This is a genomic window from Pseudomonas marginalis (assembly GCF_001645105.1).
Classification (GTDB): Bacteria; Pseudomonadota; Gammaproteobacteria; order Pseudomonadales; family Pseudomonadaceae; genus Aquipseudomonas; species Aquipseudomonas petroselini.
Genome location: NZ_LKEG01000036.1, coordinates 361,354 through 386,589 on the forward strand (window position 1 = coordinate 361,354; position 25,236 = coordinate 386,589).

Here is a 25,236-nt window from a genome sequence, read left to right on the forward strand (position 1 = left end):
CTTGGAGCGGCTTATTCGGGTACTTTGTCGCGGTCGAGTGGGCAACTGCTGCAATAGCCGATGCCGGGCAGGCGGTAGCGAATGCAGCAGATACGGCGTAACCGCTGCGGTTCGTTAGCGCCGACGTCCTTGTAGTACACCGGGGCGAACAGCGGATTGCGCCGGCCATCGGGGCGCAGGCGGCTCTCCAGCACGGTTCTGGCCGGGGCTGCGCAATCGAACGTTGCCAATCGATGCAGTTCGATTTGGGTAGTAGCGAATTCGAAGAGGTTGCCGGCGTTGCTCCAGAACAGTCGTGGCGAGGCTTTCGAGACGCTGGCCATTACCTCGATCACCGGTTGCAGATGCCGCTCGATCAAGGCGTCGAAGCGCGCGAAGGGCGCGCTGGGTGGCAGAACGCTGCCTTCATGGGGCAGGTGCAGGCCAAGCGGCTTTCCCGTTGCCGAGAGGGTGACACCGACATCACTCAGGGCGATAGGCAACTCGCGCTGCAAGAGCAAGCTGGCCGCCACGGCGGGTGCTATGAAGCAGAAATACCATTTCGACCAGATAGAGGTCAGCGCTATGAAATCGTCGCTGCCGTGGCGGGCTGCCAGTTCACGAATGAACTCGGCGAAATAGTCCGGCTGAAACAGTTGCGAGGCGGCAATTGCCTGCTGTTGATCACTGGCCAGTTGCAGGTTTTCCCCATAGTCCGCCAGCGGGCCGCTGAACAGCGGGGCGAGGCTGGCGATCATCCTCGAGGCCCAGTGTCACCGTCAGGCGGCATTGCGCAATACGTGGTCAGGGAGGCTGTGGGTCGAGGCATAGTCAGTCGCTTGCTGTTGAGACTCGTTATCACTGGTGGCGATCAGTATAAACAAACCGGGGGCATGCAGGCGAACTCTGTCTGTGACAGCAGGGGTCTGTGACAGCAGGGCGTGTAAACGCATCACGCCAATACCTAATGATAATTATTATTAACTGTATTATCCTACGGCCGCTCGCATGCGAAGCTTACCCTACGAGCACTCGCACCTTCAGTGGAAACGGAGTGGAACATGAGTCTGGACAGTCCTGACACGCGATTTTTGGTTGTAGTCAACTTCGAGGAGCAGTATTCCCTCTGGCCGGATTACAAGGAGATACCCCAAGGCTGGCGCGCGGCCGGCAAGCAGGGCAGCAAGGATGAGTGCCTGGCCTATATCGAGTCGGCCTGGACTGACATGCGGCCTTTGAGCTTGCGTCAAGCCATGCAGCCCCAGGATCGCGGCTGATGCCTTGCGCACCCATTGAGCTGGTCATGGCCTTGCAGGTGACGTTGCCCGGTAGCCGATAGCAGCAACTTGGAATCGCCTGAGTTGGCTGGTCGTTCGCGGCATGACGCACGTTCCGGCAGCGTCGTCAGATAACGCGCTATCCGCGCGACACGAGGATGCACTCATGAATGCAATCACCCCGATCACCAACACCGCGCTCGAACTCCAGTACCGGCACACCGGGCTAAGCCAGCGCTACTGCCTGGACAGCACGCCGGCATTGCAGCGGCAAATGCAGCGTGAGTCGAATGCGCGCAGCTACCCACGGCGCATACCGCTGGAGCTCAAGCGGGCGCAGGGGGTGTACGTTGAGGACTCGCGGGGGCAGGTGTACATCGATTGCCTGGCCGGTGCCGGTACCCTGGCGTTGGGGCACAATCACCCGGTGACCGTGGAGGCGATCCAGAAGACCCTGGCCTCGGGCATACCGCTACATGCCCTCGATCTGAGTACGCCGATCAAGGATGCCTTCGTAGAGACGATTTTCGATCTGCTGCCTGGCGACTTCGCCAAGGACGCGCGCATCCAGTTCTGTGGCCCCACGGGGGCGGACGCAGTGGAGGCGGCGCTCAAGCTGTCGCGCACGGCAACCGGGCGGCAGAGCATCCTGGCGTTCCATGGTGCCTATCACGGTATGACCCTTGGCACGCTGTCTGTGAGCGGCAACCTGGGGCCGAAAAATGCCTTGGGTGGGCTGCTGGCGGGGGTGCAATTCTTGCCGTATCCACATGACTACCGTTGCCCGTTCGGCCTGCGCGGCGAGCAGGCGATCGACGCCAGCCTGCATTACATCCGCCACCTGCTCGCCGACCCGGAAAGCGGCGTGACCCAGCCGGCGGCCATGATCCTGGAAACGGTACAGGGCGAGGGCGGGGTGATTTCCGCCCCTGATCGCTGGCTGCAAGGGTTGCGGGCGATCACGCGTGAGCACAGTGTTCCCCTGATTCTCGACGAGATCCAATGCGGTATCGGGCGCACCGGCGATCTGTTTGCCTTTGAGCGCAGCGCCATCACCCCTGATGTGGTGACGCTGTCGAAGGCCATTGGCGGTGGTCTGCCGCTGTCGGTGGTGGTCTACCGGGGCGAGTTGGATCAATGGCAGCCCGGTGCCCATGCCGGCACTTTCCGAGGTAATCAACTGGCCATGGCCGCTGGCGATGCCACCTTGCGCTTCATTCAGCGCGAAGGGATCTGCAGCCATGTGCGCAACGTCGGAGCACGCTTGCAGACACTGCTGCACGGGCTGCAGGCCGAGTTCGACTGGATCGGCGACGTGCGCGGCCGTGGTCTGATGCTGGGTATGGAGATCATCGATCCTGCCAGCCAGGATGCCCTGGGCCAGCCCGCTGCCGATGGCGAGCGGGCGCGCAAGCTACAACGTGCTTGTCTGGAACGTGGCCTGATCGTCGAGCTGGGCGGCCGGCACGGCGCAACCGTTCGCTTCCTGCCGCCGCTGATCATCAGCGAAGCGGAGGTCGATTTGGTTGGGCAGATTCTCTACCAGGCGTCGCAAAACGTGGAGATCGTCTGTGCATAGTCCTTATTGTGTGATTTCTCAGAAAGGTCGCGGAAATTAGACAATGCGCACCAGCGGGGCTTTCTCACAGCGTATTTTGACTGGCTTGAACACGGCGCTGATTGCGTTGATCGCATCCGCAGCCTTGTTCATTAGCGGGTTCAAGAACAATACAAAGCTAGGGGAGGCGCCCCCCAGTGAAAGCGAAGGCAGGGGTGCCCACAGAATGGCGCTTCGGGTATCCGCCGGAATGCCACGGCACTTCGCGAAGCGTGACCATGATTGGCTGATCGCCCAGGCACGCAACCTCTTTCACGTTATGGCTGCCTGACGCCAAGCCTGAGTGAGGGCGCCAGGTTCACGCCGACGGCGTGGGCCGTCACTCACGCATGGCGATTTCTGACAGAAAACCAAAATTGAACTGGGTGGCTTTCAGTGTACTTACAGACTGCTAGTAGATGGAGGTTAGGGGGCTCTCGATAGTCAGGCGGTCTGTTCCCTATTCATGGCAACAATTTCCTCGTGTATGAAATTGCTACCGGGAGTCATGAACCTGGTCATCAGGGCATCCCGGTTTTGAGGCGCCCTCAACTTATCTGCCGCGCACAAGGCCGACTTCAACTCTGGCAGCTTCAGTTCGGTGCAGTAGGCCGGTGTGCCCGGTTGCTGACGCCACGAGTCTTCAAGGCTACCAGCGGCAAGCGCGGTGAAGCCGGTATCCTCTACAAGATCTTGCGCGATTGCCTCAGCATTGATGTCACCGCCAGCTACAGGTAGGGCTATGCGTGAGGAAGCCCCGACCGGTTGGCCGTGGCCGGCAAGAGTTGCTGCGAGGACGGCATTCCACGCCTTAACAACCGGGCGGCCAATCTGCTCGCTTACCCAAACGCTCTCGGGCTTGCCGTCGTCCACTTCTTTGATTGGCCCGTCTCGTCTTGGATAGTAATTGGAGGTGTCGATGATGACGACTTTCTCGGGAATACGACTCAATGTTTGCCGCAGATCCGGGTACTTTGCAAAGGGGATCGAGAGGATTATGGCATCCACGTCGGACACAGCATCTTCTTTGGTCACCGCGTGCACACCGATTTTGTTGGCAAGGTCCTCAAGGGTATGAGGACTCTTCGAGTTTGCCAGTTTGACTTCATGGCCGCACGCAGCGAGCTTACGGGCAAGAGTCGCCCCAATGTTGCCTGCGCCGATAATTCCGATTTTCATTTCAATCGCATCCTCACCTACGAACAATAATCAAGCTATTAAGCGGTGCCGATCAATTCTTGAGCGCTGCGGATGAGCGCTTCAAATTGATTTTCCATGGCACCCTTCTCGAGATCCATCATGGCGACGGCGAACTTATCTGTTTAAAACTGAGCACGCTGAGCGAGCACCCACTAAGTGTCCAGGTAAGCAGCAGAGGCTACTCATACGGTTGACGTCATTCTGCCGGTGGTTTGTAGTCCGCAAGCATTTTCAAGACCTCATCATGTGATCCGTTCGCTTCAGCAAACCGTAAGGGTTTGGCGCGCTCGACGACAAGTTCGCGTGGGGTTGGAGAGATCTCGAGCAGTTCGAAGATTTCATCCAGAAACTCGTCCAAGGGCATGGCGTGTTCGTCGTTTTCCTGCCCAAGCAAAGTGGTACGTACACCCGGCGGCGCAAGCTCGATAACCTCGACCGGCGAGTCCTCTAGCTGCACTCGAAGACTTTGAGTGAACGAATGAACTGCCGCTTTGGTTGCGCTGTAGGTCGGTGTCGCAGGTAGCGGGACGAATGCCAACGCCGAACTGACATTCACAATCGTTGCACTGGGCTGCTTGATCAGCTGGGGGATGAATGCATATACCATGCGAATCGTGCCAAGTAAGTTAGTTGTCACGATATCTTCGGCGGTGCTCAGGTATGCCGGGTCAGTCAGATCCTCCCAATGCATGATGCCAGCATTGTTTATGAGGACGTTCAGATTTGGGTGGCTGACCGCAAGCGCTTCGCTGGTGCGCTGGATGGATTGTGGATCGGAGACGTCCAGCAATACTGATTCAATACCTGGATGCTCCGACACTATCTTGTCGAGCAGAGCCTTGCGACGTCCCGCGATGATTACTATGTTGCCCGCCTTGTGAAGCCTAAGTGCCAGACCAAGGCCGATACCTGAGGTGCCACCAGTAACCAGAATCGTATTGCCAGTGCTGTTCATAGTAAACTCCAGAAATGATGCGTAAGCGGACAAGTGTCCACTTGCAAACCGTACCGGACAACTGTCCGCTTAGCAATACATTGAAGGAAAACTTTGCCCATGACTGACGAATTGGTGATGCGTTCTGACGCCAAGAAAAACCGCGAACGGATACTGGAAGTCGCTGTGCTCGAACTGACCAGCGATCCTGCGGTTGCGTTGAGCACGATTGCGAAGAAGGCCGGGGTGGGGCAGGGCACGTTCTATCGCCACTTCGCCACCCGAGAGAAACTGGTATTCGAGGTCTATCAATTCGAGATGCAACAGGTGGCATCGTTGGCGGAACAGCTTCTCGCGACAAAACCGCCCAAGGAGGCCCTGCGAGAATGGATGGACAGCCTCGCTGAATACGCAATGACAAAGGCAGGACTCGCTGCTGCGATTCAACAAGCTGCGTCTGTTTACGAGTTCCCAGGGAAATCGGGATACGCTCCAGTCCAGGCCGCCGCCGAGTTGCTTTTGAGGGCGAATGAAAAGGCCGGAACTATTCGTAGCGGGATTACCAACGACGATTTCTTTCTAGCCATTGCTGGCATATGGCAAATGGATGCTCAGAGTGAATGGCGCTCGCGCCTCGCCAGATTGATGAACCTGGTGATGGATGGTCTGTGCGCGGGTAGCCCCGAGAGCCTGAAGAAAAACGTGTAGCCTTTAGGGCAGCCCTATTGCCAGCAACCTTGTGGTCACTCCGCCCGCCTGTTTCAGGGTCAATTTGAATCGTGCCCTGACTTCAAGTAGGTCTTGGCCCACTCACGATAGTTATCCGAGAGCGTGTATTTTGAAAGCAGCTCAGGAAGGGAAAGCTCGTTTGCGTGTGTGCCGCTTTGTTCGCGCAGCGCCTCGTAGGTCGCTTTGATTGCGGACAAATAAGGGGCATGCCCATTGACCACGACCCGCACGTTGGCGGCACTCAGTTTCTCGACATCGCTCAGGGCCGGATTGCCGTAGTTGATCAGCATGATTGGCACGCTGAGGTGTGCCGTGAGTGCTTCCAGGTGCTGGAAATCCTTAACGCCAACCAGGCAAATCGCATCTGCCCCGGCCTTCTGATAGGCCGCAGTGCGAGCGATGGAGTCTTCCAACGTGGTAGCGGCCACATTCGTTCTGGCAATGATGCTGAGCGCATCATCCGAACGGGCAAATCGCGCAGCGTAGATCTTGGCTGCGGCTTCTTGCCTTTCGATAAGCACGTTCGACTGCTCGTCGTACTTGGCCGGTAGGTGGGTGTCTTCCAGCGTCAGGGCGGCAACACCGGCTTTCTGAAGCTCGGTCACTGTTCGCATGACATTAAGTGCGTTACCGAACCCATGATCAGCGTCGCCGATGATTGGGATTTGACTGGCCCGCCCGACTCTAGAAACCTGTTCGACGTATTCATCAAGCGTGAGCAGTGCAATGTCAGGTGCCCCGAGCACTTGAAGCGAGGCGACGGAACCACCTTGGATGGCAACCTCAAAGCCAAGGTCGGATGCCATACGAACCGAGATAGGATCGAACACGGAAGCGGCAAATTTGCAGGCGGTTCCCTGGAGTAAATCGCCAAACGCCTTGCGCAATTCATGATGAGATCGCTCAATCATTTTGTCGGCTCCATCAAATTCATTCGAGGACTTATTGGGATCGTTCCGCGTTGAACGAGACCTGGAAATCACTACCGGTCATGGCCATGGTTGAAGCGCAAGTGACCGGTAAACGTGGCTGATTACTTTTGCGGCAACAATGCTTTTCGCGCTGCCTTTTCGTGTTTCATTGCGGCAATCTCCCGCTCGCAGGCTTCGACGTCAAAGGAGTTGTCCCATTTGGCAATGGCGATGGTGCCGATACCGTTGCCGATCAAGTTGGTCACGGCACGCGCCTCGTTGAGGAAGCGATCGATACCCAAAAGCAGGACAAGGCCTACCAACGGAATGGAGTGTATGGTCGTGAGCGTTGCCGCAAGGGTGATGAACCCGGCACCCGCCACGCCAGCGGAGCCTTTTGAGGTCAGCAGGAAGACACCCAGCAGAATCATCTGATCCATAAACGTCAGTGGCGTATTGGTTGCCTGTGCGATAAAAATCGCTGCCATGGTGAGGTAAATACAGGTGCCATCCGCATTGAAGGCATATCCAGTGGGTAGCACCATGCCCACCACTGACTTCTTGCAGCCCAGCTTTTCAAGTTTCACCATCATTCGCGGAAGCACGGCCTCGGTTGAGCAGGTGCCAAGCGTGATGAGAATTTCATCTTTGAAATAACGAAGAAATGGCATCAGCGGCATGCCCGACCATCGAGCAACCGTACCTAGCACTACCACGATGAAAATCAAGGTCGTGATGTAGAGCGCAACCAGCAACTGGCCGAGTGACAGCAAGGTACCAATTCCGTACTTGCCTATCGTGAACGCCATCCCGGCGCCGGCGCCAATCGGCGCCAGGCGCATAACCATTGCCACGATCTTGAACAGCCCTTGCAGAAACAAGTCGATGGTATTGATCAGCGGTTTGCTGGTTTCACCCATTTGAACGAGGGCAATGCCCATCAATACCGAAATCAAGATGACCTGAAGCATGACGCCATTCGAGAATGCGCCAATGAAGGTGCTCGGGATGATGTTGAGAAAGAAATCGATGGTGCCGCCCTGATCACTGGCGGCCTGGCTGTACTTGGCGATAGCGCTGGCATCAAGCGTGGTAGCGTTGATATTCATCCCGGCGCCTGGCTTTACGACATTGACCACAATAAGGCCAAGGACCAGCGCAACGGTTGAAAGGATTTCAAAGTAGAGCAGCGCCTTGACGCCGATGCGCCCGACCTCCTTGATGCTGCCCATCTTGGCGATACCCACCACGACGGTACCGAAAATAATCGGCGCCAACAGCATTTTGATGAGTTTGATAAAGCCATCCGCAAAAGGTTGAAGCTTGGCTCCGAATTGCGGTTCAAAGTGACCGATTGCAGCGCCGATGACGATACCGATCAACACCTGCACATACAGCTGGCTGTACCAGCGGGACTTGGACATTTCCACGGAAGCACCTCATTTTATTGTTGTGATGGGCATGTGGTTTGGCGTCAGTGGATGACGCCTGAGTCTGCGGCCCCTTTAAAAGAAACCGCAGATCGAGGTTGATCAGCCTTCGCCTAACTCGCGCATGACTGCGTACAAGGCGGACTTGGCTTCGAAACCAACACCTGGAATATCCGGCAGGCCGACATAACTATTTTCCACCTTGATTCCGTCGGCGAAGCCGCCGAAAGGCTGGAACACGTCGGGGTAAGATTCGTTGCCGCCCAGGTGCAGGCCGGCTGCGATGTTCAGGGACATCTGGTGGCCACCATGCGGAACCACGCGGCGGGAAGACCAACCCATTTCGTCCATCACCTTCAGGGTGCGCATGTACTCCACCAGCCCGTAGGACAGGGCGCAGTCGAACTGGAGGAAGTCGCGATCAGGGCGCATTCCACCGTGACGCAGAAGGTTACGGGCATCCTGGTGGGAGAACAGGTTTTCCCCGGTGGCCATGGGCAGCTCATAGTGATTCGCGAGCTCAGCCTGGAGCGCGTAATCAAGCGGGTCGCCGATCTCCTCGTACCAGAAGAGGTTGTACTTCTTGATGGCTTCAGCGTATGCAATACCGGTCTGAAGATCAAAACGACCGTTGGCATCGACCGCCAACCGACGACCATCCCCCACCACTTCGAGTACCGCTTCGATGCGACGGATATCTTCGTCCAGCGGTACTGCACCGATCTTCATCTTGACGACGTCGTAGCCACGATCCAGATAGCTCTGCATTTCTGCTTTGAGCTTGGTCTGGTCTTTGCCAGGGTAGTAATAGCCACCTGCTGCATAGACCCATACCTTGTCGTCTGCCACCCCGTTACGGTAGCGGTCAGCCAGCAGGCGATAGAGGGGTTTGCCTTCAATTTTGGCAACGGCATCCCATACAGCCATGTCGATGGTGCCGACTGCGACCGATCGCTCACCGTGACCACCTGGCTTTTCGTTCGTCATCAGGGCTTTCCAGATGGCAAACGGATCCAGGTTATTGTTTTCATGGTCGACAAGAGTATCTGGATCAGCTTCGGTGATCCTCGCCAGAAAGCGATCACGCATCAAAGCGCCTTGACCATAGCGACCGTTGGAGTTGAAACCGTATCCGATGACAGGTTTACCGTCGCGAATCACATCCGTGATAACAGCGACGACCGAGCAGGTCATTTTGGAAAAATCGATGTAGGCGTTGGCAATTGGAGAGGCAATAGAAACTGTTTTTTCGCGGATGTCTACGATACGCATGACGGGTTCCTCTTGTTGTTTGTGGCCCCACGTTATGCTTTGCGATGTCACCCGCCCAATGCTATTAATGCCGTACCCTATGCACAGGAGGCATGGCCCTTGGAACTCGTTTGGCTCGAAGATCTTTCAGCGCTTGCAGAGTACGGCAGCTTCGTTCGGGCGGCAGAAGCGCGGCATGTTACTCAGCCAGCTTTCAGCCGCAGAGTTCGCTCATTGGAGAACTGGATGGGCGTTGAGTTGTTTGTGCGTTCACCGCAAGGCGCAACCCTTACCGAAGCAGGAAGGCAAATTTTGCCCAGTGCTCAGGAAGCGGCTCGACACTTGTACAGGATGCGCAACGAGGCTCAAGAGGTAGCAGGAATGGCAGCCAAGTCGCTGCAATTCGCAGCGACTCATTCCCTGTCATTTACATTTTTTCCGAAATGGCTTCGAAGCTCAGAAAACGGTGCGCCAATTGAGGCTGTGCAGCTGCACTCAGATAGCATGGCTGTTTGTGAGCAGATGCTGATACATGGCCAGGTTCAGTTTCTGCTCTGCCACCGCCATCCCGATGTTCCGCCTTTACTGACGCCTGATCAGTTCACCAGCAAGAAAGTGGGCGAGGACGTTCTCGTTCCCCTCACGAGTGCATCCACTAACTTCGGCACCTCTCCTGCGGCATTGCCATACCTCGCTTACACCCATGAGTCTGGACTGGGGCGTATCGTCGCCCACAGATTGCGTGGCAAGGAAGATTACCTCCACCTCAAACCACTTTTCAGCAGCCACCTGGCAGCGGTACTCATGTCCATGGCCTTGGAAAGCAAAGGAGTGGCGTGGCTGCCCAAGAGCCTCACCGAGCAAGAAATCCTGGATGGGCGCTTAGTCAGAGCGCTCGACGAAAGCTGGGATATACCCCTGGAAATTCATCTGACCCGCCCAAAAGCAATTCTCAGTCAGTCTGCCGAAGAATTCTGGGGTAGGGCGGGTGGTGACCCGCAGCCTTCCACATGACGCGTTGCGCTGCTCGTTAGAAATACACGGCGGCGAGGCAGAGTTAAGCGCGGCGCGGCTTGATTCAGAGACTCTCAGGATCGCCAAAAAAGCATTTTGACTTGGCTGTAGAACAGTAGTTTCAGCTTGAAAAACACGAACTATGTCCCCAGTTGTGCCCCCAATTACGCTGAGTGTTCGAGCGATCGCGAATGGCGATTTCTGACGCGGACCTACTTCGCTGGCATTCTGACAACGGTCGGACTGCAACAAGTCATGTTGTTTGGGATTTTAATCTGACGGACTGTGCCATACGGTGTAGGGGGGCAGGAAGTGTGTTGGCCGGACGGTTACTGTTCTGGTAACTCATCCACATATCTACCTTAAAAAAACGGCCAGTGAAGTTCGTAAAGTGGGACGAGTTGCACAATGTACTGCGCTGAATGATGCATTGAAGAGAGGGTCAGCATAAGGGCTGATCCGCATCCCGACCGACCCAAGTCAATACAGTAGCGAGGAATCCATAGCCTGACGGAGTTGTGACCTGGTTGGAAATCGGTCACGAGTTGTCAACGGTGACTTGGATCCGTAAGCTACAGGCATGAACCAGCCATCCATTTTCTCGCCCGGCGTTCGGGGCCCAGCCGATCATGACATTCGAGATCAGATTGTCGCGGCGGCCAACGAACATTTCAGCCAGTACGGTTACAGCAAAACCACGGTTTCCGACCTGGCCAAGGCCGTCGGCTTTTCCAAGGCTTACATCTACAAATTCTTCGATTCCAAACAGGCGATCGGCGAAGCCATCTGCTCAAATTGCCTGGCGGAAATCGTTGCGGCGGTTGAACAGGCCATCAGTGTCGATGATATTTCGTCGACGGAGCGCTTTCGACGCTTGGTCAGGACCTTGATCTCCACAGGTGCAAGCCTGTTCTTTACCGATCGAAAGCTCTATGACATTGCCGCTCTTGCGGCGTCAGAAAGCTGGCCGAGCACACAAAATTACGACGCACAGATTAAACGTTTCGTTTTGCAGATCGTGCGTGAAGGGCGGGAAAGCGGCGAATTTGAACGCAAGACTCCATTGGATGAAACGGTAGATTCCATCCATTTTGCGCTGCGGCCTTTCGTCAACCCGTTGCTGCTGCAATACAATCTTGACTTCGTTGAGACAGCACCCACGCTCACCTCAAACCTGATATTGCGCAGCCTCATGCCGTGATTCCAGGTTGCGCATTCTGCGCAGCCTTCATGTGAACGTCGAAAAAATACCTTTTCAGTTTCAGCCATTGCATCGAGCAGTGGCATACACGTTTTTGCCTGGGTTGTGACCATTGACATAATTGGTCACATGGCTAAACATGGCGCCTCAGTTTTGGCGGCACTGCCATGATTCAGCGCCGCTCTGTTAGTTGCGCGGCGATTGCCGGGTTTTTTGGGCGCGCCGGACTGTGGCCTTTTTACGTGATGCAAACGAACTGAAACCCATAAAAAAACTACGGCTAACCGGTTCTTTCCGGTGATCACGAAGAGTTCCAATAATGATAAAAAACTTGTTCAAACGTCCACTTGGACTGGCTGTCGTGCTTGCTTCTTCTAATGTGCTGGCGAGCGGTTTTGCGCTCAACGAACAGAGCATCAGCGGGATGGGCTCCGGGTTTGCCGGTCGCTCTTCTTCGGCTGAAGATGCGAGCACGGTCTTCGGTAATCCGGCGGGTATGGCTCGCTTGAAAAGCGAGCAGGTCAGCGTGGGCGGCGCGACGCTTTTCGCGAAGTCGGATATAAGCCAGACGCGCAGTACATTTGGCGGTCAAGAAGACGGCGACATGGTGCCAGTGACCACGGTACCGATGGGGTACTACGTCAAGCCTATTGATGAGCATTGGGCATTCGGTGTGGGGTTCTATGTGCCGTTTGGTCTGATGACCGATTACGGCAGCGATTTTGCTGGCCGTTACTATGCCAACAAAAGTGAAGTCACGACCCTTACGTTTCAGCCCACGGTCAGCTATGCCTTTAACGATAAAGTATCGATCGGGTTTGGTCCTACCATCAACCGCATCAGCGGCGAGCTGTCCGGGATGGTGCCCAATCCGCTGAGCCCCGGTCGCAATGACGGCAAACTCAAAAGCACTGGGGATGACACGGCTCTGGGTTTCAACGTGGGTATTTTGGTGCAGGCCACAGACCGAACCCGCCTGGGGATGACTTACCATTCCAAGGTCAGCTACCGCCTGGATGCCAAGACCAAGGTCACTGACGGTCTCTTTAGCGTGCTGGGGGTGAGTGGTCGCAGCTATGACGCTTCGCTGGCGGTGGATACTCCAGAGTCCGTGGACATGTCGTTGACTCATCAACTGGATGATGACTGGACCCTATACGCTGGGAGTACCTGGACGCGGTGGAGTCGCTTCAAGGAATTGACCAGCGAGACCAAAGGGTTGCCTCCTTTGTTGAATGCTCAGCTAGGTTCCGTCACCGAAGAGCAGAACTGGCATGATACGTGGGCTCACGCGATCGGCGCGGCGTACAAGCTAAATGATCAGTGGGTGCTTCGTTCCGGCTTCTCGGTCGATCAGTCGCCCACCAATAACACCGATCGAGGGCCGCGCATTCCTACGGGCGACCGGAAAGTGTTCAGCGTCGGCGCAGGCTGGACCCCCGCAAACAACTTCACAATTGATGTTGCCTACTCTTATCTGTGGGAAGAGAGTGTTCAGATCAATCACGTCTCCGCGACCAGGGGCGCATACAGTTCCAAGTATAAAAACAGCGCGAGCGGTCTTGGAGCATCGGTCAGTTATCGGTTCTGATTGGCTGCTGTTCCACACGCGGCCCTGCCGTACGGCAGGGTCCGTTATTTATCGAGTCGCCACCGGCTGGGGTTCAGGCGCTTGCCAGCCACCGCCGAGCGCTCTGAAGGCGGCGACCGCCGCCCGTGCCGATTCTGTTCGAGCTTGCGCACGAGCATCGGAAGACCGCAGCAGGGTCTCGTCGGCGTGCAGAACATCGATCAGGCTGGCTGTGCCCTTTTCATAGGCTGTGAACGATGATTGACGAGCCTGTGTCAGAGCGTCTTCGCCAGTGGTGAGGGTGGTGGCTTGAAGTTCCCGGTTCACTAGGGCGGAGAAGGCGTTTTCAACATCCTCGGTGGCACGCAGGACAGACTGGCGGTAAGCGGCCAGGGCTTCGGCTTCCTGCCCCTTTGCCTGGTCAATCTGTGCGTTTATGCGACCGAAGTCGAAAAGCCTCCAGCGCAGGCCCAAGACGCCTGCCGACTGGCTGGCACCGCCGGTAAACAGGTTGCCGCCGGATACGGCCGTGGCACTGCCGAGCAATGCGCTAAGTGAAAACTTCGGGTAGTACTCGGCGTTGGCCTCACCGATGCGTGCGTTGGAGGCCGCGAGGCGGCGCTCAGCCACAATCAGATCTGGCCGGCGGCGCAGCAAATCGGCGGGTGTTCCAGTGTTGTTCAGTTGTGGTGCCAGAGGAATCGTGCCCTGACTCGCCAATTGCGTTCGATGCGTGCCTGGAGGTGTGCCGAGGATCACATCAAGCGCATTCATGGCGGCATCCAGGCCGGTTTGCAGGGCCGGCACTGTCGCCTGGACTTGCGACAGCGCGCCCTCCGTTTGGCGAACCTCATAGCTGGCGGCGAGGCCTTTGCCATAGAGCAGTTGGACTTTTTCCAGCAATTGCTCCTGTGTTTTGACTTGTCGGTTTGCGATGTCCAGCCGGGCCTGCAATCCACGGATCGTGATGTAGATATCAGCCGTCTGCGCAGCGATGGCCAGGCGTGTGGCGGCAACGCCAGCCTCGGAGGCCTGGTACTCGGCCAGTGCGGCCTCGCGTCCACGTCGCAGGCCGCCAAATACATCCACCTCCCAGCTTGCATCAAGGTTGAGCTCGTAGGAACTTCCGTATCGATCAAAGCCAGGGGTTGAATTGAGCACTTGGCCGAGTGGCGTCTCGATTGACTGATAGGAACGCGCAGCCTGACCATTGATGTTTCCCGAGGGCAGTAAAGCGGCATTCGCGGCGCCCAGTCCTGCGCGCGCTTGTGTGACTCGCGCCGCCGCTTGAGCCAGGTCCAGGTTCTGCGCAAGGGCTTTAGAGACGAAGTCGGCCAACTGTGGATCACCAAAGCCTTCCCACCACGCGACAAGACTCGCCTGCGCCGTAACAGGCCGCTGTTCAACAGCGGCCTGGCCCATATATCCACCGGAAAGCGGCGCGTCAGGACGCTGATAGTCCGGACCGACCGCGCAACCTGCTATCAGGCTGGCGCTCACCAAAAGAGCGAGGGGGTGAAGGGAGGGCATTGAGATTCCTTGAATCGAATGTTGGTATGTGACCATATTACTTAATGGTCACATTCTGTCAATTGACACTATCGAGCCGCGGGCAGAGTCACCGATAACAGGCGCTCTTCGCGCTTTAAGGTTGGTGCACGATGACTGTGACCGTTGACAATTATGGTCACAGGTCTAAAAATATGATTTCCATCCTATTATTGAATCAAGGGAATCTATGCGCCGGCTTCGACCTGTCCCTATTGCCGCTTGCTTGTTGCCTCTCGTCCTGACGGCGTGTGGTGACTCATCCACCGCTCAAGATCCGCGCACGCAAGCCCCTCTGGTGAGGTCGGCAGCGGTTCAGGGTTCCTCCGATATCTCGCGTTCTTTCACTGGGGTGGTCGCTGCCCGTACTCAGGGCGATTTGGGCTTTCGGGTGTCAGGCAAGATCCTAGAGCGTCTGGTTGACACCGGTCAGACCGTCAAGCGTGGCCAGCCGCTCATGCGCCTCGACCCGATTGACTTGGGTTTACAGGCGCGGGCACAGCAAGAGTCGGTTACCGGCGCTCGGGCCCGAGCCAAGCAGACCGCGGATGACGAAGCGCGCTACCGTGATCTGGTCGCAGCAGGCGCGGTCTCTGCATCGGCCTATGACCAGATTAAAGCGGCGGCGGATACCGCGAGGGCGCAACTGGGCGCTGCGCAGGCGCAGGCTGACGTGGCGCGCAATGCTTCGGGTTATGCGGTGCTGGTGGCGGATACCGACGGCGTCGTGGTGGAGACGCTCGCTGAGCCTGGGCAAGTCGTCAGTCCGGGGCAGCCGGTGGTTCGGCTCGCGAGGGCAGGGCAGCGCGAAGCGATCGTGCACCTGCCCGAGACCGTGCGCCCGGCAGCCGGGTCTTCCGCACAAGCGACACTTTATGGCAACACCACCGGTGCTGTTACCGCAAGGCTCAGGCTGCTGTCGGACTCGGCGGACCGTATGACTCGCACCTTCGAGGCGCGGTATGTGCTGGAGGGCGCACTGGCGAATGCACCACTTGGTTCGACTGTCACGGTCAGGATTGCCGAAGGCGCGGCGCAGGGGCCGGTGTTGCAAGTACCCATCGCGGCGGTTTATGACCCCGGCAAGGGGACGGGTGTGTGGGTCATCGCCGGTACACCGGCGAAAGTGAGTTGGCGGCCTGTGCAGGTCCTGGGTTTAAGCGACGATTCAGCACGCGTCGCAGGCGATCTCAAGGAAGGCGAGCCTGTTGTAGCTTTGGGCGCACACCTGCTGCGCGATGGCGAAGAGGTGCGGCTGGCTCAACAGGGTGACGTCAAGGTTGCGGGGACTCATCCATGAGCGAGGGTCGTTTCAACCTTTCGGCGCTCGCCGTACGCGAGCGCTCAATCACGGTATTTTTGATCTTCCTGATTGCCGTTGCGGGGATCCTGTCGTTCTTCCAGTTGGGGCGCGCGGAGGATCCTCCTTTTACGGTCAAGCAGTTGACGGTGATCACCGCGTGGCCGGGAGCGACTGCCCAGGAGATGCAGGATCAGGTCGCCGAGCCGCTTGAAAAACGCCTGCAGGAGCTGAAGTGGTACGACCGCTCGGAAACCTATACCCGCCCAGGCCTGGCGTTCACGATGCTGTCATTGTTGGATAGCACGCCGCCGTCGCAGGTGCAGGAGGCGTTCTATCAGGCGCGTAAAAAGCTCGATGATGAGGCGATCAAACTGCCGGTCGGTGTCATCGGGCCGATGGTCAACGACGAATTCTCGGACGTGACATTCGCCCTGTTTGCCCTGAAAGCCAAAGGTGAGCCACAGCGCCTGTTGGTGCGCGATGCCGAGTCGTTGCGCCAGCGCCTGTTGCATGTGCCGGGTGTGAAGAAGGTCAATATTATCGGGGAGCAACCCGAACGTATCTTTGTCTCGTTTTCCCATGATCGTCTGGCCACCCTGGGCGTATCGCCTCAGGACATCTTTGCCGCGCTGAACAATCAAAATGTGCTCACGCCCGCCGGCTCGATCGAAACCGAGGGGCCCCAAGTCTTCCTGCGCCTGGATGGCGCCTTCGACAAGTTGCAGAAGATTCGGGACACGCCTATTACGCTCCAGGGACGCACGCTCAAACTCTCTGATGTCGCGACGATTGAACGTGGTTACGAAGATCCCAAGACCTTTCTCGTCCGTAACAACGGTGAAGATTCGTTGCTGCTGGGGATCGTGATGCGCGATGGCTGGAACGGGCTGGACCTCGGCAAGGCGCTGGATGCGGAGACGGTCAAGATCAACCAGGGTATGCCGCTGGGCATGGCGCTCACCAAAGTCACCGATCAAGCGGTCAATATCGATTCCGCCGTCGGCGAGTTCATGGTCAAGTTCTTCGTTGCACTGCTCGTGGTGATGCTGGTGTGCTTTCTCAGCATGGGCTGGCGTGTCGGCGTTGTGGTGGCGGCCGCTGTGCCGTTGACACTGGCCGTGGTGTTTGTGGTGATGGAAGCCACAGGGAAGAACTTTGACCGGATTACCCTCGGCTCATTGATTCTGGCGCTCGGCCTGCTGGTGGACGACGCCATCATTGCTATCGAAATGATGGTGGTGAAAATGGAAGAGGGCTACGACCGCATCAAGGCGTCCGCGTACGCCTGGAGTCATACGGCTGCGCCAATGCTGTCCGGTACGCTGGTGACGGCGATCGGCTTTATGCCCAATGGCTTCGCGCAGTCGACAGCCGGCGAGTACACCAGCAACATGTTCTGGATTGTCGGCATCGCGCTCATCGCCTCCTGGGTGGTGGCCGTGGTCTTCACCCCGTATCTTGGCGTGAAGATGTTGCCGGACATCAAGACGGTCGAAGGTGGCCACGCCGCCATCTACAACACCCGTCACTACAACCGCTTCCGCCGTGTGTTGACGCAGGTCATAGCGCGCAAATGGCTGGTGGCCCTTACCGTTATCGCTTTGTTTGTGGTGTCGATCCTCGGCATGGGGCTGGTCAAGAAGCAGTTCTTCCCGACTTCGGACCGTCCTGAGGTGCTGATTGAGGTGCAAATGCCCTATGGCACCTCCATTGAGCAGACCAGCGCCACCACCGCCAAGATAGAGGCCTGGCTGCAACAGCAGGATGAGGCAAAAATCGTCACGGCCTACATCGGGCAAGGTGCACCGCGCTTCTATCTGGCGATGGCACCGGAACTGCCGGATCCGTCATTCGCGAAAATCGTGGTGCTGACGGAGAGCCAGGAGGCTCGTGAAGCTCTCAAGTTCCGTCTCCGCGAGGCGGCTGCCGAAGGCCTTGCGCCAGAAGCGCGGGTCAGGGTCACGCAACTGGTGTTTGGTCCGTACTCACCGTTCCCGGTCGCCTACCGGGTGATGGGGCCTGACCCGGTAAAACTTCGCGAAATCGCCAGCCAGGTGCAGGACGTGTTACAGGCCAGTCCGATGATGAGAACCGTCAACACCGACTGGGGCCCGCTGACGCCGACGTTGCATTTTACGCTGGATCAGGATCGTTTGCAGGCCGTGGGGTTGACGTCAAGCGCGGTTGCACAGCAACTGCAGTTCCTGCTGGCGGGCGTACCGATCACGGCGGTTCGCGAGGACATTCGTTCGGTGCAGGTGGTCGGGCGTGCGGCGGGTGATATCCGCCTTGACCCCGCCAGGATCGAAGGCTTTACCCTGGTCGGCACGGCGGGTCAGCGGATCCCATTGTCTCAGGTAGGGGAAGTCGATGTACGCATGGAGGATCCGATCCTTCGCCGTCGTGACCGTACGCCGACCATCACCGTACGAGGCGACATTGCCGAGGATCTGCAGCCGCCGGATGTTTCGAGTGTGATTGTGAAGGAACTCCAGCCGATCATCGACAAACTGCCGGATGGTTATCGGATCGAGCAAGCGGGTGCAATCGAGGAGTCGGGCAAGGCCGGTACGGCTATGTTGCCGCTGTTCCCGATCATGATTGCCATGACGCTGCTGGTCATCATTCTGCAGGTCCGTTCAATCTCCGCAATGATCATGGTGTTCCTCACCTCGCCGCTGGGGTTGATTGGTGTAGTGCCGACCTTGTTACTGTTTCAACAACCCTTTGGTATCAACGCGCTGGTCGGGCTGATCGCCCTCTCGGGCATCCTGATGCGCAATACGCTGATTCTGATCGGGCAAATCCACCACAACGAACAAGAAGGACTGGACCCTTTTCATGCGGTGGTCGAAGCCACGGTACAACGGGCCCGCCCGGTCTTGCTGACAGCGATGGCGGCAATCCTGGCGTTCATCCCGCTGACCCATTCGGTCTTCTGGGGGACGCTGGCCTACACCCTGATCGGAGGCACGTTTGTCGGGACCATTGTGACGCTGGTATTCCTGCCCGCGATGTACTCCATCTGGTTCAAGATCCGTCCAGAGCCTGCGAGCAGCACTCATACAGCGAAACCCACACAAGCATTTTCGACTGATAAATGAAGAGGGTTCAATGAGTCATCTCAACGGTCAAAAGCGAATCGTAGTCACGGGCGTCGGCCTTGTCGGGCCGCTGGGGTGCGGCGTTAACGCGAGCGTGCTGTTCCGCCGCTGGTCGCCTGAGACTGAAGTGTGAGGGCAGGTTGTGCCCAGGAGGCAGCACAGATGAGTCGCTGTAAAGGCAGCAAGGCAGATGCGACGCGCGCTCTGATTTTGGACGCAGCGGCCAGGTTGTTTTCCAAATTTGGTGTAAACGAAGTCAGCATTGCCAGAATCATGGCTGAGATAGGCATGACCAATGGAGGGTTCTATAAGTACTTCGGTTCCAAGGAAATGCTCGCGGCTGAAGTCTGCCGTCTTTCGTTTCGCAAGACGCAAGGTATATGGGAGGCGCAAGCCGCGCGGGCTGGATTGGCCTCTGAAAACCCCTATCGATATTTGATTACTCAGTACCTTGATTCTGCTGAAGATGGCCGGTGTGCAATCGTTGCGTTCAGTCATGACGCGGTGGGCGCGCCCCCCGAGAAATTGTTTTTGAAATCCTATCGAGAGGGGACAAGGGTTTTGTTTGAAACTTTACTGAGTGTGGCCCGGGCGTCGGGGCCTGGGAGGACGAAGGAGCAACTGCTAGTCGACTTCTCTGCAATGCTCGGAACAGCGCTTCTGCGTCGGACTTTCGGGGTCGAGCAGTGGGTGCAGGAGATTGAGAGGGCTTTGCTGGATCAATTGGACTGATACTCCTAGACAGCGTGCTGATAACCCCTAAGCACTGCTAGCGGTTTGCCTGAAACAGCACGCGGGCTACATATCGCCAACACAAGTGAGAGGCCTTGCAGCCGCTATGGACGATGGCTCGATGACGTGATGTTCAAGTTTGAAGAAATCAAAGTGTCTCGCTGGGTGAGCGCCTGGAAGGCATGTCTGCTCAAATATATACACCTAGCTTAAGTCATGCAGATCCCGGCCCAAGGGAGGTGTCAAAGACCATTCAGAAAATCTGACCTTCAACCCTTGGCGCTGGGGTGTACAGCATATGGGGCCAACCTGGTAACTTTCGGCATGTGGAAACGGTGCAAGTCTAAGCAATGGCCAGGTCGTTCCATCTGTAGAGTATTGCAAGCGCAGCACACCACCGGAAATTGTAATACGAAGCCAAAAATCACCTGGGTCGCCAGAAAATCCGCTAGGCGCCCAGTCAGACAGACACCGGGTGAGGACGCTGCTGATCATCGGATTTCCATCGTTAAATTCAATACCTGCCTTGACCCAGGTCTCCTCATTGAGCCTGACCATTATTCCAGCTTGATCGAACGTTCTGTCGCGAAAACAAGTCGCTTGAAATATCGTCAATAATGCCGGGGCCGCCTCGAAGGTCACTCCTAACCTTCGAGGCGGTGTCATGGCCTCTCTGATCATTGCCCTTTGAGAGCAATTGCCACTGCCGCTGAAAGGGACGTCGTGGCTCTGCTGATCAGCGTCGAAAGCTGATGGCTGTCGTCGAAAAGTGCGTCTTGGGATGCGCTGACATCGTAGTCCGCCAGGGCAAGTGCGAGCGGCTCCGGTAGGCCGAAATTGATTAACGCAGAGGCGTAGTCACTTTCAGGCAAGTTCTTGTAGGGAATGTTCCTACCCGTTTGCCGAGAAACCTCGGCTGCGAGTTCCGATAACGTCCAGGCGCTGTCACCCGCCAACTCGTAAACCTTCCCCTCTTGATCGCCACGGGTCAGCACGACGGCAGCGGCCTGGGCGAAATCTTCCCGTGTCGCCGCGGCAATCTTTCCGTCACCGGCACTGCCGATAAATACACCGGCCGATAACGCGCCAGCAATAAAGCCGGTGTAGTTCTCGGTATACCAACCATGACGCAATATCGTGAATGCCAATCCCGACGCTTTGAGCTCGGCTTCCGTTTGCCGATGCTCCTCGGCGAGGCTCAATGAAGAGGTATCCGCGTGCAGTAAACTTGTATAAACAACGCGATTCACACCGGCTTGCTTTGCGGCGTTGATGACATTTCGATGCTGTGAGAATCGCTTGCCTATTTCGCTCGAGGAAATGAGTAGAAGCGTGTCGACTCCGTTGAGCGCCGCGACCAGAGTTGTCGGATTGTCGTAGTCGGCAGCACGTGCGTCCACGCCTAGATCACTGGCCTTGTCAGGGCTGCGCACCAGGGCGACTAGGTTGGACGCGGGTACTTTTTGCTTGAGTTTCTGGACAACGAGGCGACCCAGTTGGCCGGTGGCTCCGGTGACGGCGATCATGAGGGGGGTCCTTTTACAAAATGTGATAGAGCAGGCAGAGTAGGGCCTTAACTAACTTTTCGTAAGTACGTACCTAAAGGTAAGTAAGCATGTCAGATTCCGAGCCCTCTGGAGCAACCCGTCCCGCAACAGTGGCCAACCGACTGCGCAGCGGTGAATTATTCGACCCGGATTGTCCCTCAAGGATCGTGCTTCAGCACATCAGCAGCCGCTGGGGAGTATTAGTATTGGTGGCCTTGCTCGCGGGTACGCATCGCTTCAGCGATCTGCGTCGGAAGATTGGAGGCGTCAGCGAAAAGATGCTTGCGCAGACCCTACAGTTTTTGGAATTCGATGGCTTCGTTCTGCGCAAATCTTATCCGGTTGTTCCACCTCACGTTGAGTACAGCCTCACCCCTATGGGAACTGAAGTAGCCCGTCATGTTGAACGCCTGGTTGACTGGATCGAAGGCAATCTGCCAAATATTTTGGACGAACAACGCTCTCGCCAGATTTTATAAGGACCTCGCGAGCGCTGGCACGTTGACCCGCGAACAGTGTGGTCGGGCAACAGATTTTGCTCGATCGACTCAACATTGATGTCACCGCCAGCTACCCAGGTAGAGCTATGCGTGAGGAAGACCCGGCCGGTTGGCCATGGTCGGCAAGCGTTGCAGTTACGCGCAATGCCCAGCGAGTCTTTATCTTCACGTCGGATGACTGAGCGACGGAGGTTTTCTGGCTCCCGCTGCAGAGTTTAACCAGAGCAGCATTGCGGCGAGAGAGGCAGCGACTATCAGCGTAAGCCACATGATGACCAGCAGGGTGAAGGTGACACTGTTGTTTAACTCACGAAAAATGCCGAAGGCAAAAGCCGTGTACCAAGACACCCCCGAAACTGCACCGGATGCGAGAAATAAGGCCGCTCTTTTGCGGGACACGCCAAAGAGCAGGGGGCGACTCAGGTCGCTTAGGGCTTCTGGCAGCACAAGCGCGTGGATGATTATTCCATTGATGGTCAGCACGATCACCACAATGACCTTCGCCCAGAGTTTGGGGTTTTCAAACTTTTCCGGCGACTCCATCGCGTAAAGGGCAAGGAAACCAAGGCCTGAAAGCCACAGAAGACAGAGTCCAATAGTGACCGCGTCGCTGATGAATTGAAAGGTGCGTCCGATTTCAACCGGGAGGCTACCCCTGCGCATCCAACGCAAGATCCAGAGGTCCAGCATCGTCGCCCCACCAAGACCGAAGCACATGCCGAGCAGGTGTATACCTATAAGGATTGTCAGCACCTTTAGCTGTGGGAGTGGATCCGGCAATGGAACGCTAAGCGCGAGTGTGTCGGCGAGTAAGTAACCACTGCCGGACAGCGCAAGCAGGCCGCCTAAAATCATGAAAGACGTGCGTATCTTCATTTATTACGGCCTTGGATGAGTGTTTTTACTTGGACGCGTGCGCAGTTTATTTCCTGGAATAGGCTGATAAAGCGGCTGCTATCTGCAGCGTTGCTGCAACCAGGAAGATGAGTTTCGGGTTAAATGAGGCCAGCGACGACAGCGCCCCATCAGCCGGTGGCACGGGCGTAGCCCCTGCTCAGGAAGGGACCGGTGCTTGGGCATCGATCAGGGTCAGGCTCTTCAGCTCCTCCCAAAAGGCTGCTGGGATACCGACCTTCATCGCCTGCACATTGGAAACGATCTGCCCCGGCGTGCGGGCACCCGGAATGATTGCAGACACTTGCGGATGTGCTGCCGCGAACTGCAGGGCGGCAGTATGAATGTCGATGCCATGTCGTTTGGCAACCGCCATGATTCGCGCGCGCTTTTCCACCGCCCCGGCAGGCAGATCCAAGCTGAAGTTATACCGGCTGCGCCCTCCCAGGAATCCATCGTTCAGTGGTGTTCCAACCACAACGCTGGTGCCCTTCCTGCTCAACGCCGGAAAGGTGTTGCGTAACGCATCGCCGTGCTCAAGGAGCGAATACTGGCAGGCAAGCAACACGATGTCGGGAGTCGGGTCATCACCGGCCATTGCCTGAACCACAGCATTCGGCGTATTGACGCCGAAGCCCCATGCCTTGATGAGCCCCTCATCACGCATCTTTTCAAGTTCGACCATCGCCCCTGTGCGCGCAATGCGATACGCCGCTTCCCAACCGCCTTCCAGTTCGCTGTTATCGGGCGAGATGTCATGGATAAAGACGATATCAATACGCGGCAGCCCCAGCCGCTGCAGGCTGTCTTCCACGGAACGCCGTGCGCCTGCTGCGGTGTAGTCATACCGGTAGTTAAAGGGCGCGGGTGACTTCCAGATGGCATGGTCCGCGCGCGGGCCACCCGCGGCAGTCAAAACGCGTCCCACCTTGGTGGAGACCACATAGTCGTTTGCATCTTTGCCGTGCAGAAAGCGGCCTACCCGATATTCACTCAAACCAAATCCGTAGAAAGGCGACGTGTCGTAAAGCCTTACACCCGCGTCCCAGGCGGCCTGTAGAACCAGGCCGGCCTGCTCGTCGCTGAGCGGCGCAAAGATATTGCCAATCTGTGTCCCGCCCATGCCAAAGCGTTGAGGCGTCATGTATCGCAGGGTAGGCGAGGGCGAATTGAAGGGTAGGTCTGTGCGCACTGGCCGGCCTTCCGTACGCATCACGCTCCCACGCTCTGTCAGTAAAGAGGGGGCTGGGGCTGCCGAACTTGCGACACTCGATGCTGGCAGCAAAGCGGCCGCTGCAGTACCCACTGCCGAGTAAGTAAGAAAATCTCGTCTGTCCATCCAACTTTCCTTTCGCAACCGAGGTTTCACGGGATCATCGAAGCCGGTATTCGTACTAGAAGTTAGAACAACCAGGGTTGGCCGGGTGACCCTAATACGCCCTATTTTTTGCATAATCCTGCCGATATGCTTGTGCTGAGCACGCACTCTCAGCAGACTCGAACATTCCGTAAACAGGGGCGCATGTAATGACGAGCGGTTCCTTCTCGCAGTTCGGTTCCGGCCATCTGCATTCTCTGGCGTTGCGTGATCCCATACAGCCCAACGAGCGTCTCCAGGCACTCAGGCGGCTGATCGAAAAAGTCACCCGGCAGATTGGTTTGAACGAGGTCTGCAAAACATCCATTCCAGGTCTGGCCTTTTATCGAATGGCTGACTTGGGTACGCCCACTTACTGCATTTATGAGCCTTGCGTGGCCATCATTCTGCAGGGGGCGAAGGAGATCACGTTCGGCGAGGAGGCCTGTGAGTTCGGGCAGGGGGCGTTCTTCGTCACGTCGGTCGACATCCCCACACTGGCTCGTGTTACCGCTGCCAGCGAGGAAACCCCCTATTTATCCGTCGTATTGAAGCTCAACCTTGCCATGCTCAACGAGGTGATCCAGACCTTGGAACCCCCCGCGCCGGAAACGGCTACTGAAGCGCGGGGCTTCGTATCGGGTGCGGCGTCGAGTGAGATGCTCGATGCATTCGCTCGACTCGCTACGCTGATCGAACGGCCGCTTGAAGCAGGCTTGATGTCGGATCTGATCAAGCGGGAAATATGCGTTCGGCTATTGCTAAGTAGTGCAGGGCAGTGGCTGCGCAGCGTCACGCGCGACGGTTATCGAGACAAGGGCATCGTGAGAGCCATTGAATGGCTGAAACATCACTACGACAAACCGCTGCACGTGGCCGATCTCGCCGAACGATCAGGAATGGCCAGCTCTACGCTGCATCACAGTTTTCGCAAGCTGACAGGCACCAGCCCTGTTCAGTATCAAAAAGCGTTACGGCTGCAAGCCGCACGCAGCCTGATGTTGACCGATCGGGTAGACGTGAACACCGCCGCATTGCGCGTCGGCTATGAAAGTGTCGCTCAATTCAGCCGTGAATATGCCCGGCGTTTCGGAGCCCCGCCCTCGAGAGACATCAAGCACGTACGCGAGCAGGGTGGAATGCTCGACTAGCGGCGCT

General features: G+C 57.0%; 22 protein-coding genes. 11 read left to right on the top strand and 11 right to left on the bottom strand.

Annotated features, from left to right (window positions below; translation table 11 throughout):
* Positions 1-11 precede the first annotated feature (11 nt).
* The gene (gene fhuF / locus AO064_RS13140; RefSeq protein WP_064053597.1) at positions 12-737 is read right to left on the bottom strand and encodes a siderophore-iron reductase FhuF; all 726 of its coding nucleotides are present in this window, start codon (positions 735-737) and stop codon (positions 12-14) included.
* Positions 738-1,040: 303 nt separating this feature from the next.
* Here fhuF and AO064_RS13145 point away from each other — a divergent pair, with 303 nt between their 5' ends.
* Positions 1,041-1,256 (top strand): MbtH family protein, encoded by a 216-nt coding sequence (locus AO064_RS13145; RefSeq protein WP_064053598.1) that lies wholly within the window; start codon positions 1,041-1,043, stop codon positions 1,254-1,256.
* Positions 1,257-1,422: 166 nt separating this feature from the next.
* Positions 1,423-2,835: a diaminobutyrate--2-oxoglutarate transaminase gene (locus tag AO064_RS13150; protein WP_064053599.1), complete on the top strand. Its 1,413-nt coding sequence runs from the start codon at positions 1,423-1,425 to the stop codon at positions 2,833-2,835.
* Positions 2,836-3,297: 462 nt separating this feature from the next.
* Here the strand turns inward: AO064_RS13150 and AO064_RS13160 are convergent, their stop codons facing one another.
* The gene (locus tag AO064_RS13160; RefSeq protein ID WP_259641023.1) at positions 3,298-4,038 is read right to left on the bottom strand and encodes an NADPH-dependent F420 reductase; all 741 of its coding nucleotides are present in this window, start codon (positions 4,036-4,038) and stop codon (positions 3,298-3,300) included.
* Between the two features lie 211 nt (positions 4,039-4,249).
* A complete protein-coding gene (locus tag AO064_RS13165) occupies positions 4,250-5,008 on the bottom strand; it encodes an SDR family oxidoreductase (RefSeq protein ID WP_064053602.1) in 759 nt (252 codons plus the stop codon).
* Between the two features lie 99 nt (positions 5,009-5,107).
* Between AO064_RS13165 and AO064_RS13170 the strand changes: the two genes are divergently transcribed.
* Complete coding sequence (locus tag AO064_RS13170; RefSeq protein ID WP_027603413.1) at positions 5,108-5,695, top strand: TetR/AcrR family transcriptional regulator; 588 nt, start codon at positions 5,108-5,110, stop codon at positions 5,693-5,695.
* A 59-nt stretch (positions 5,696-5,754) separates the two neighbouring features.
* Here the strand turns inward: AO064_RS13170 and AO064_RS13175 are convergent, their stop codons facing one another.
* The 3 genes from AO064_RS13175 to AO064_RS13185 form a co-directional block, all read right to left on the bottom strand.
* Positions 5,755-6,627 carry an isocitrate lyase/PEP mutase family protein gene (locus AO064_RS13175; protein ID WP_064053603.1) on the bottom strand — a complete coding sequence of 291 codons (873 nt, stop codon included), beginning with the start codon at positions 6,625-6,627 and terminating at the stop codon, positions 5,755-5,757.
* A gap of 122 nt (positions 6,628-6,749) precedes the next feature.
* Positions 6,750-8,057: a C4-dicarboxylate transporter DctA gene (gene dctA / locus AO064_RS13180; RefSeq protein WP_064053604.1), complete on the bottom strand. Its 1,308-nt coding sequence runs from the start codon at positions 8,055-8,057 to the stop codon at positions 6,750-6,752.
* 102 nt (positions 8,058-8,159) lie between these two features.
* Positions 8,160-9,329: a mandelate racemase/muconate lactonizing enzyme family protein gene (locus tag AO064_RS13185; protein ID WP_064053605.1), complete on the bottom strand. Its 1,170-nt coding sequence runs from the start codon at positions 9,327-9,329 to the stop codon at positions 8,160-8,162.
* A gap of 99 nt (positions 9,330-9,428) precedes the next feature.
* Here AO064_RS13185 and AO064_RS13190 point away from each other — a divergent pair, with 99 nt between their 5' ends.
* The 3 genes from AO064_RS13190 (at position 9,429) to AO064_RS13200 (ending at position 13,114) form a co-directional block, all read left to right on the top strand.
* Positions 9,429-10,322 carry a LysR family transcriptional regulator gene (locus tag AO064_RS13190; RefSeq protein ID WP_064053606.1) on the top strand — a complete coding sequence of 298 codons (894 nt, stop codon included), beginning with the start codon at positions 9,429-9,431 and terminating at the stop codon, positions 10,320-10,322.
* Positions 10,323-10,902: 580 nt separating this feature from the next.
* A complete protein-coding gene (locus tag AO064_RS13195; protein WP_064053607.1) occupies positions 10,903-11,523 on the top strand; it encodes a TetR/AcrR family transcriptional regulator in 621 nt (206 codons plus the stop codon).
* 319 nt (positions 11,524-11,842) lie between these two features.
* On the top strand, positions 11,843-13,114 hold the full coding sequence (locus tag AO064_RS13200) for an OmpP1/FadL family transporter (RefSeq protein ID WP_064053608.1): 1,272 nt from the start codon (positions 11,843-11,845) through the stop codon (positions 13,112-13,114).
* Positions 13,115-13,162: 48 nt separating this feature from the next.
* Here the strand turns inward: AO064_RS13200 and AO064_RS13205 are convergent, their stop codons facing one another.
* Positions 13,163-14,623, bottom strand: a complete 1,461-nt coding sequence (locus AO064_RS13205; RefSeq protein ID WP_064053609.1) for an efflux transporter outer membrane subunit — start codon at positions 14,621-14,623, stop codon at positions 13,163-13,165.
* Between the two features lie 208 nt (positions 14,624-14,831).
* Between AO064_RS13205 and AO064_RS13210 the strand changes: the two genes are divergently transcribed.
* From AO064_RS13210 to AO064_RS13220, 3 genes are all read left to right on the top strand, one after another.
* Positions 14,832-15,941 carry an efflux RND transporter periplasmic adaptor subunit gene (locus tag AO064_RS13210; RefSeq protein ID WP_064053610.1) on the top strand — a complete coding sequence of 370 codons (1,110 nt, stop codon included), beginning with the start codon at positions 14,832-14,834 and terminating at the stop codon, positions 15,939-15,941.
* Positions 15,938-19,048: an efflux RND transporter permease subunit gene (locus AO064_RS13215; RefSeq protein ID WP_064053611.1), complete on the top strand. Its 3,111-nt coding sequence runs from the start codon at positions 15,938-15,940 to the stop codon at positions 19,046-19,048. The genes AO064_RS13210 and AO064_RS13215 overlap by 4 nt, the downstream gene beginning before the upstream one ends.
* A 162-nt stretch (positions 19,049-19,210) precedes the next feature.
* Positions 19,211-19,780, top strand: coding sequence for a TetR/AcrR family transcriptional regulator (locus tag AO064_RS13220; protein ID WP_064053612.1), 570 nt, complete (start codon positions 19,211-19,213; stop codon positions 19,778-19,780).
* A gap of 204 nt (positions 19,781-19,984) precedes the next feature.
* On the opposite strand, the gene AO064_RS30240 is transcribed toward AO064_RS13220, so the two are convergent.
* Positions 19,985-20,461, bottom strand: coding sequence for a DUF1349 domain-containing protein (locus AO064_RS30240; protein ID WP_082893933.1), 477 nt, complete (start codon positions 20,459-20,461; stop codon positions 19,985-19,987).
* Entirely contained in the window at positions 20,458-21,306 is an 849-nt protein-coding gene (locus AO064_RS13225; protein WP_064053613.1) for an SDR family oxidoreductase, read from the bottom strand. The genes AO064_RS30240 and AO064_RS13225 overlap by 4 nt, the downstream gene beginning before the upstream one ends.
* An 89-nt stretch (positions 21,307-21,395) precedes the next feature.
* On the opposite strand from AO064_RS13225, the gene AO064_RS30245 reads away from it, so the two are divergent.
* Positions 21,396-21,806: a winged helix-turn-helix transcriptional regulator gene (locus AO064_RS30245; protein ID WP_082893934.1), complete on the top strand. Its 411-nt coding sequence runs from the start codon at positions 21,396-21,398 to the stop codon at positions 21,804-21,806.
* Positions 21,807-21,992: 186 nt separating this feature from the next.
* On the opposite strand, the gene AO064_RS13230 is transcribed toward AO064_RS30245, so the two are convergent.
* Both AO064_RS13230 and AO064_RS13235 read right to left on the bottom strand, forming a co-directional pair.
* Positions 21,993-22,703, bottom strand: coding sequence for a hypothetical protein (locus AO064_RS13230; RefSeq protein WP_170171900.1), 711 nt, complete (start codon positions 22,701-22,703; stop codon positions 21,993-21,995).
* Between the two features lie 178 nt (positions 22,704-22,881).
* Positions 22,882-24,060 (bottom strand): aldo/keto reductase, encoded by a 1,179-nt coding sequence (locus AO064_RS13235; protein WP_064053614.1) that lies wholly within the window; start codon positions 24,058-24,060, stop codon positions 22,882-22,884.
* 188 nt (positions 24,061-24,248) lie between these two features.
* Here AO064_RS13235 and AO064_RS13240 point away from each other — a divergent pair, with 188 nt between their 5' ends.
* Entirely contained in the window at positions 24,249-25,229 is a 981-nt protein-coding gene (locus tag AO064_RS13240) for an AraC family transcriptional regulator (RefSeq protein WP_064053615.1), read from the top strand.
* Positions 25,230-25,236 lie beyond the last annotated feature (7 nt).

What these genes read in the sequence shown, in the direction of transcription:
- fhuF (WP_064053597.1), bottom strand. Translation starts at nt 737, where the DNA reads ATGATCGCCAGCCTCGCCCCGCTGTTCAGCGGCCCGCTGGCGGACTAT.
- AO064_RS13145 (WP_064053598.1), top strand. Translation starts at nt 1,041, where the DNA reads ATGAGTCTGGACAGTCCTGACACGCGATTTTTGGTTGTAGTCAACTTC.
- AO064_RS13150 (WP_064053599.1), top strand. Translation starts at nt 1,423, where the DNA reads ATGAATGCAATCACCCCGATCACCAACACCGCGCTCGAACTCCAGTAC.
- AO064_RS13165 (WP_064053602.1), bottom strand. Translation starts at nt 5,008, where the DNA reads ATGAACAGCACTGGCAATACGATTCTGGTTACTGGTGGCACCTCAGGT.
- AO064_RS13170 (WP_027603413.1), top strand. Translation starts at nt 5,108, where the DNA reads ATGACTGACGAATTGGTGATGCGTTCTGACGCCAAGAAAAACCGCGAA.
- AO064_RS13175 (WP_064053603.1), bottom strand. Translation starts at nt 6,627, where the DNA reads ATGATTGAGCGATCTCATCATGAATTGCGCAAGGCGTTTGGCGATTTA.
- AO064_RS13185 (WP_064053605.1), bottom strand. Translation starts at nt 9,329, where the DNA reads ATGCGTATCGTAGACATCCGCGAAAAAACAGTTTCTATTGCCTCTCCA.
- AO064_RS13195 (WP_064053607.1), top strand. Translation starts at nt 10,903, where the DNA reads ATGAACCAGCCATCCATTTTCTCGCCCGGCGTTCGGGGCCCAGCCGAT.
- AO064_RS13200 (WP_064053608.1), top strand. Translation starts at nt 11,843, where the DNA reads ATGATAAAAAACTTGTTCAAACGTCCACTTGGACTGGCTGTCGTGCTT.
- AO064_RS13205 (WP_064053609.1), bottom strand. Translation starts at nt 14,623, where the DNA reads ATGCCCTCCCTTCACCCCCTCGCTCTTTTGGTGAGCGCCAGCCTGATA.
- AO064_RS13210 (WP_064053610.1), top strand. Translation starts at nt 14,832, where the DNA reads ATGCGCCGGCTTCGACCTGTCCCTATTGCCGCTTGCTTGTTGCCTCTC.
- AO064_RS13215 (WP_064053611.1), top strand. Translation starts at nt 15,938, where the DNA reads ATGAGCGAGGGTCGTTTCAACCTTTCGGCGCTCGCCGTACGCGAGCGC.
- AO064_RS13220 (WP_064053612.1), top strand. Translation starts at nt 19,211, where the DNA reads ATGAGTCGCTGTAAAGGCAGCAAGGCAGATGCGACGCGCGCTCTGATT.
- AO064_RS30240 (WP_082893933.1), bottom strand. Translation starts at nt 20,461, where the DNA reads ATGATCAGAGAGGCCATGACACCGCCTCGAAGGTTAGGAGTGACCTTC.
- AO064_RS13225 (WP_064053613.1), bottom strand. Translation starts at nt 21,306, where the DNA reads ATGATCGCCGTCACCGGAGCCACCGGCCAACTGGGTCGCCTCGTTGTC.
- AO064_RS30245 (WP_082893934.1), top strand. Translation starts at nt 21,396, where the DNA reads ATGTCAGATTCCGAGCCCTCTGGAGCAACCCGTCCCGCAACAGTGGCC.
- AO064_RS13230 (WP_170171900.1), bottom strand. Translation starts at nt 22,703, where the DNA reads ATGAAGATACGCACGTCTTTCATGATTTTAGGCGGCCTGCTTGCGCTG.
- AO064_RS13235 (WP_064053614.1), bottom strand. Translation starts at nt 24,060, where the DNA reads ATGGACAGACGAGATTTTCTTACTTACTCGGCAGTGGGTACTGCAGCG.
- AO064_RS13240 (WP_064053615.1), top strand. Translation starts at nt 24,249, where the DNA reads ATGACGAGCGGTTCCTTCTCGCAGTTCGGTTCCGGCCATCTGCATTCT.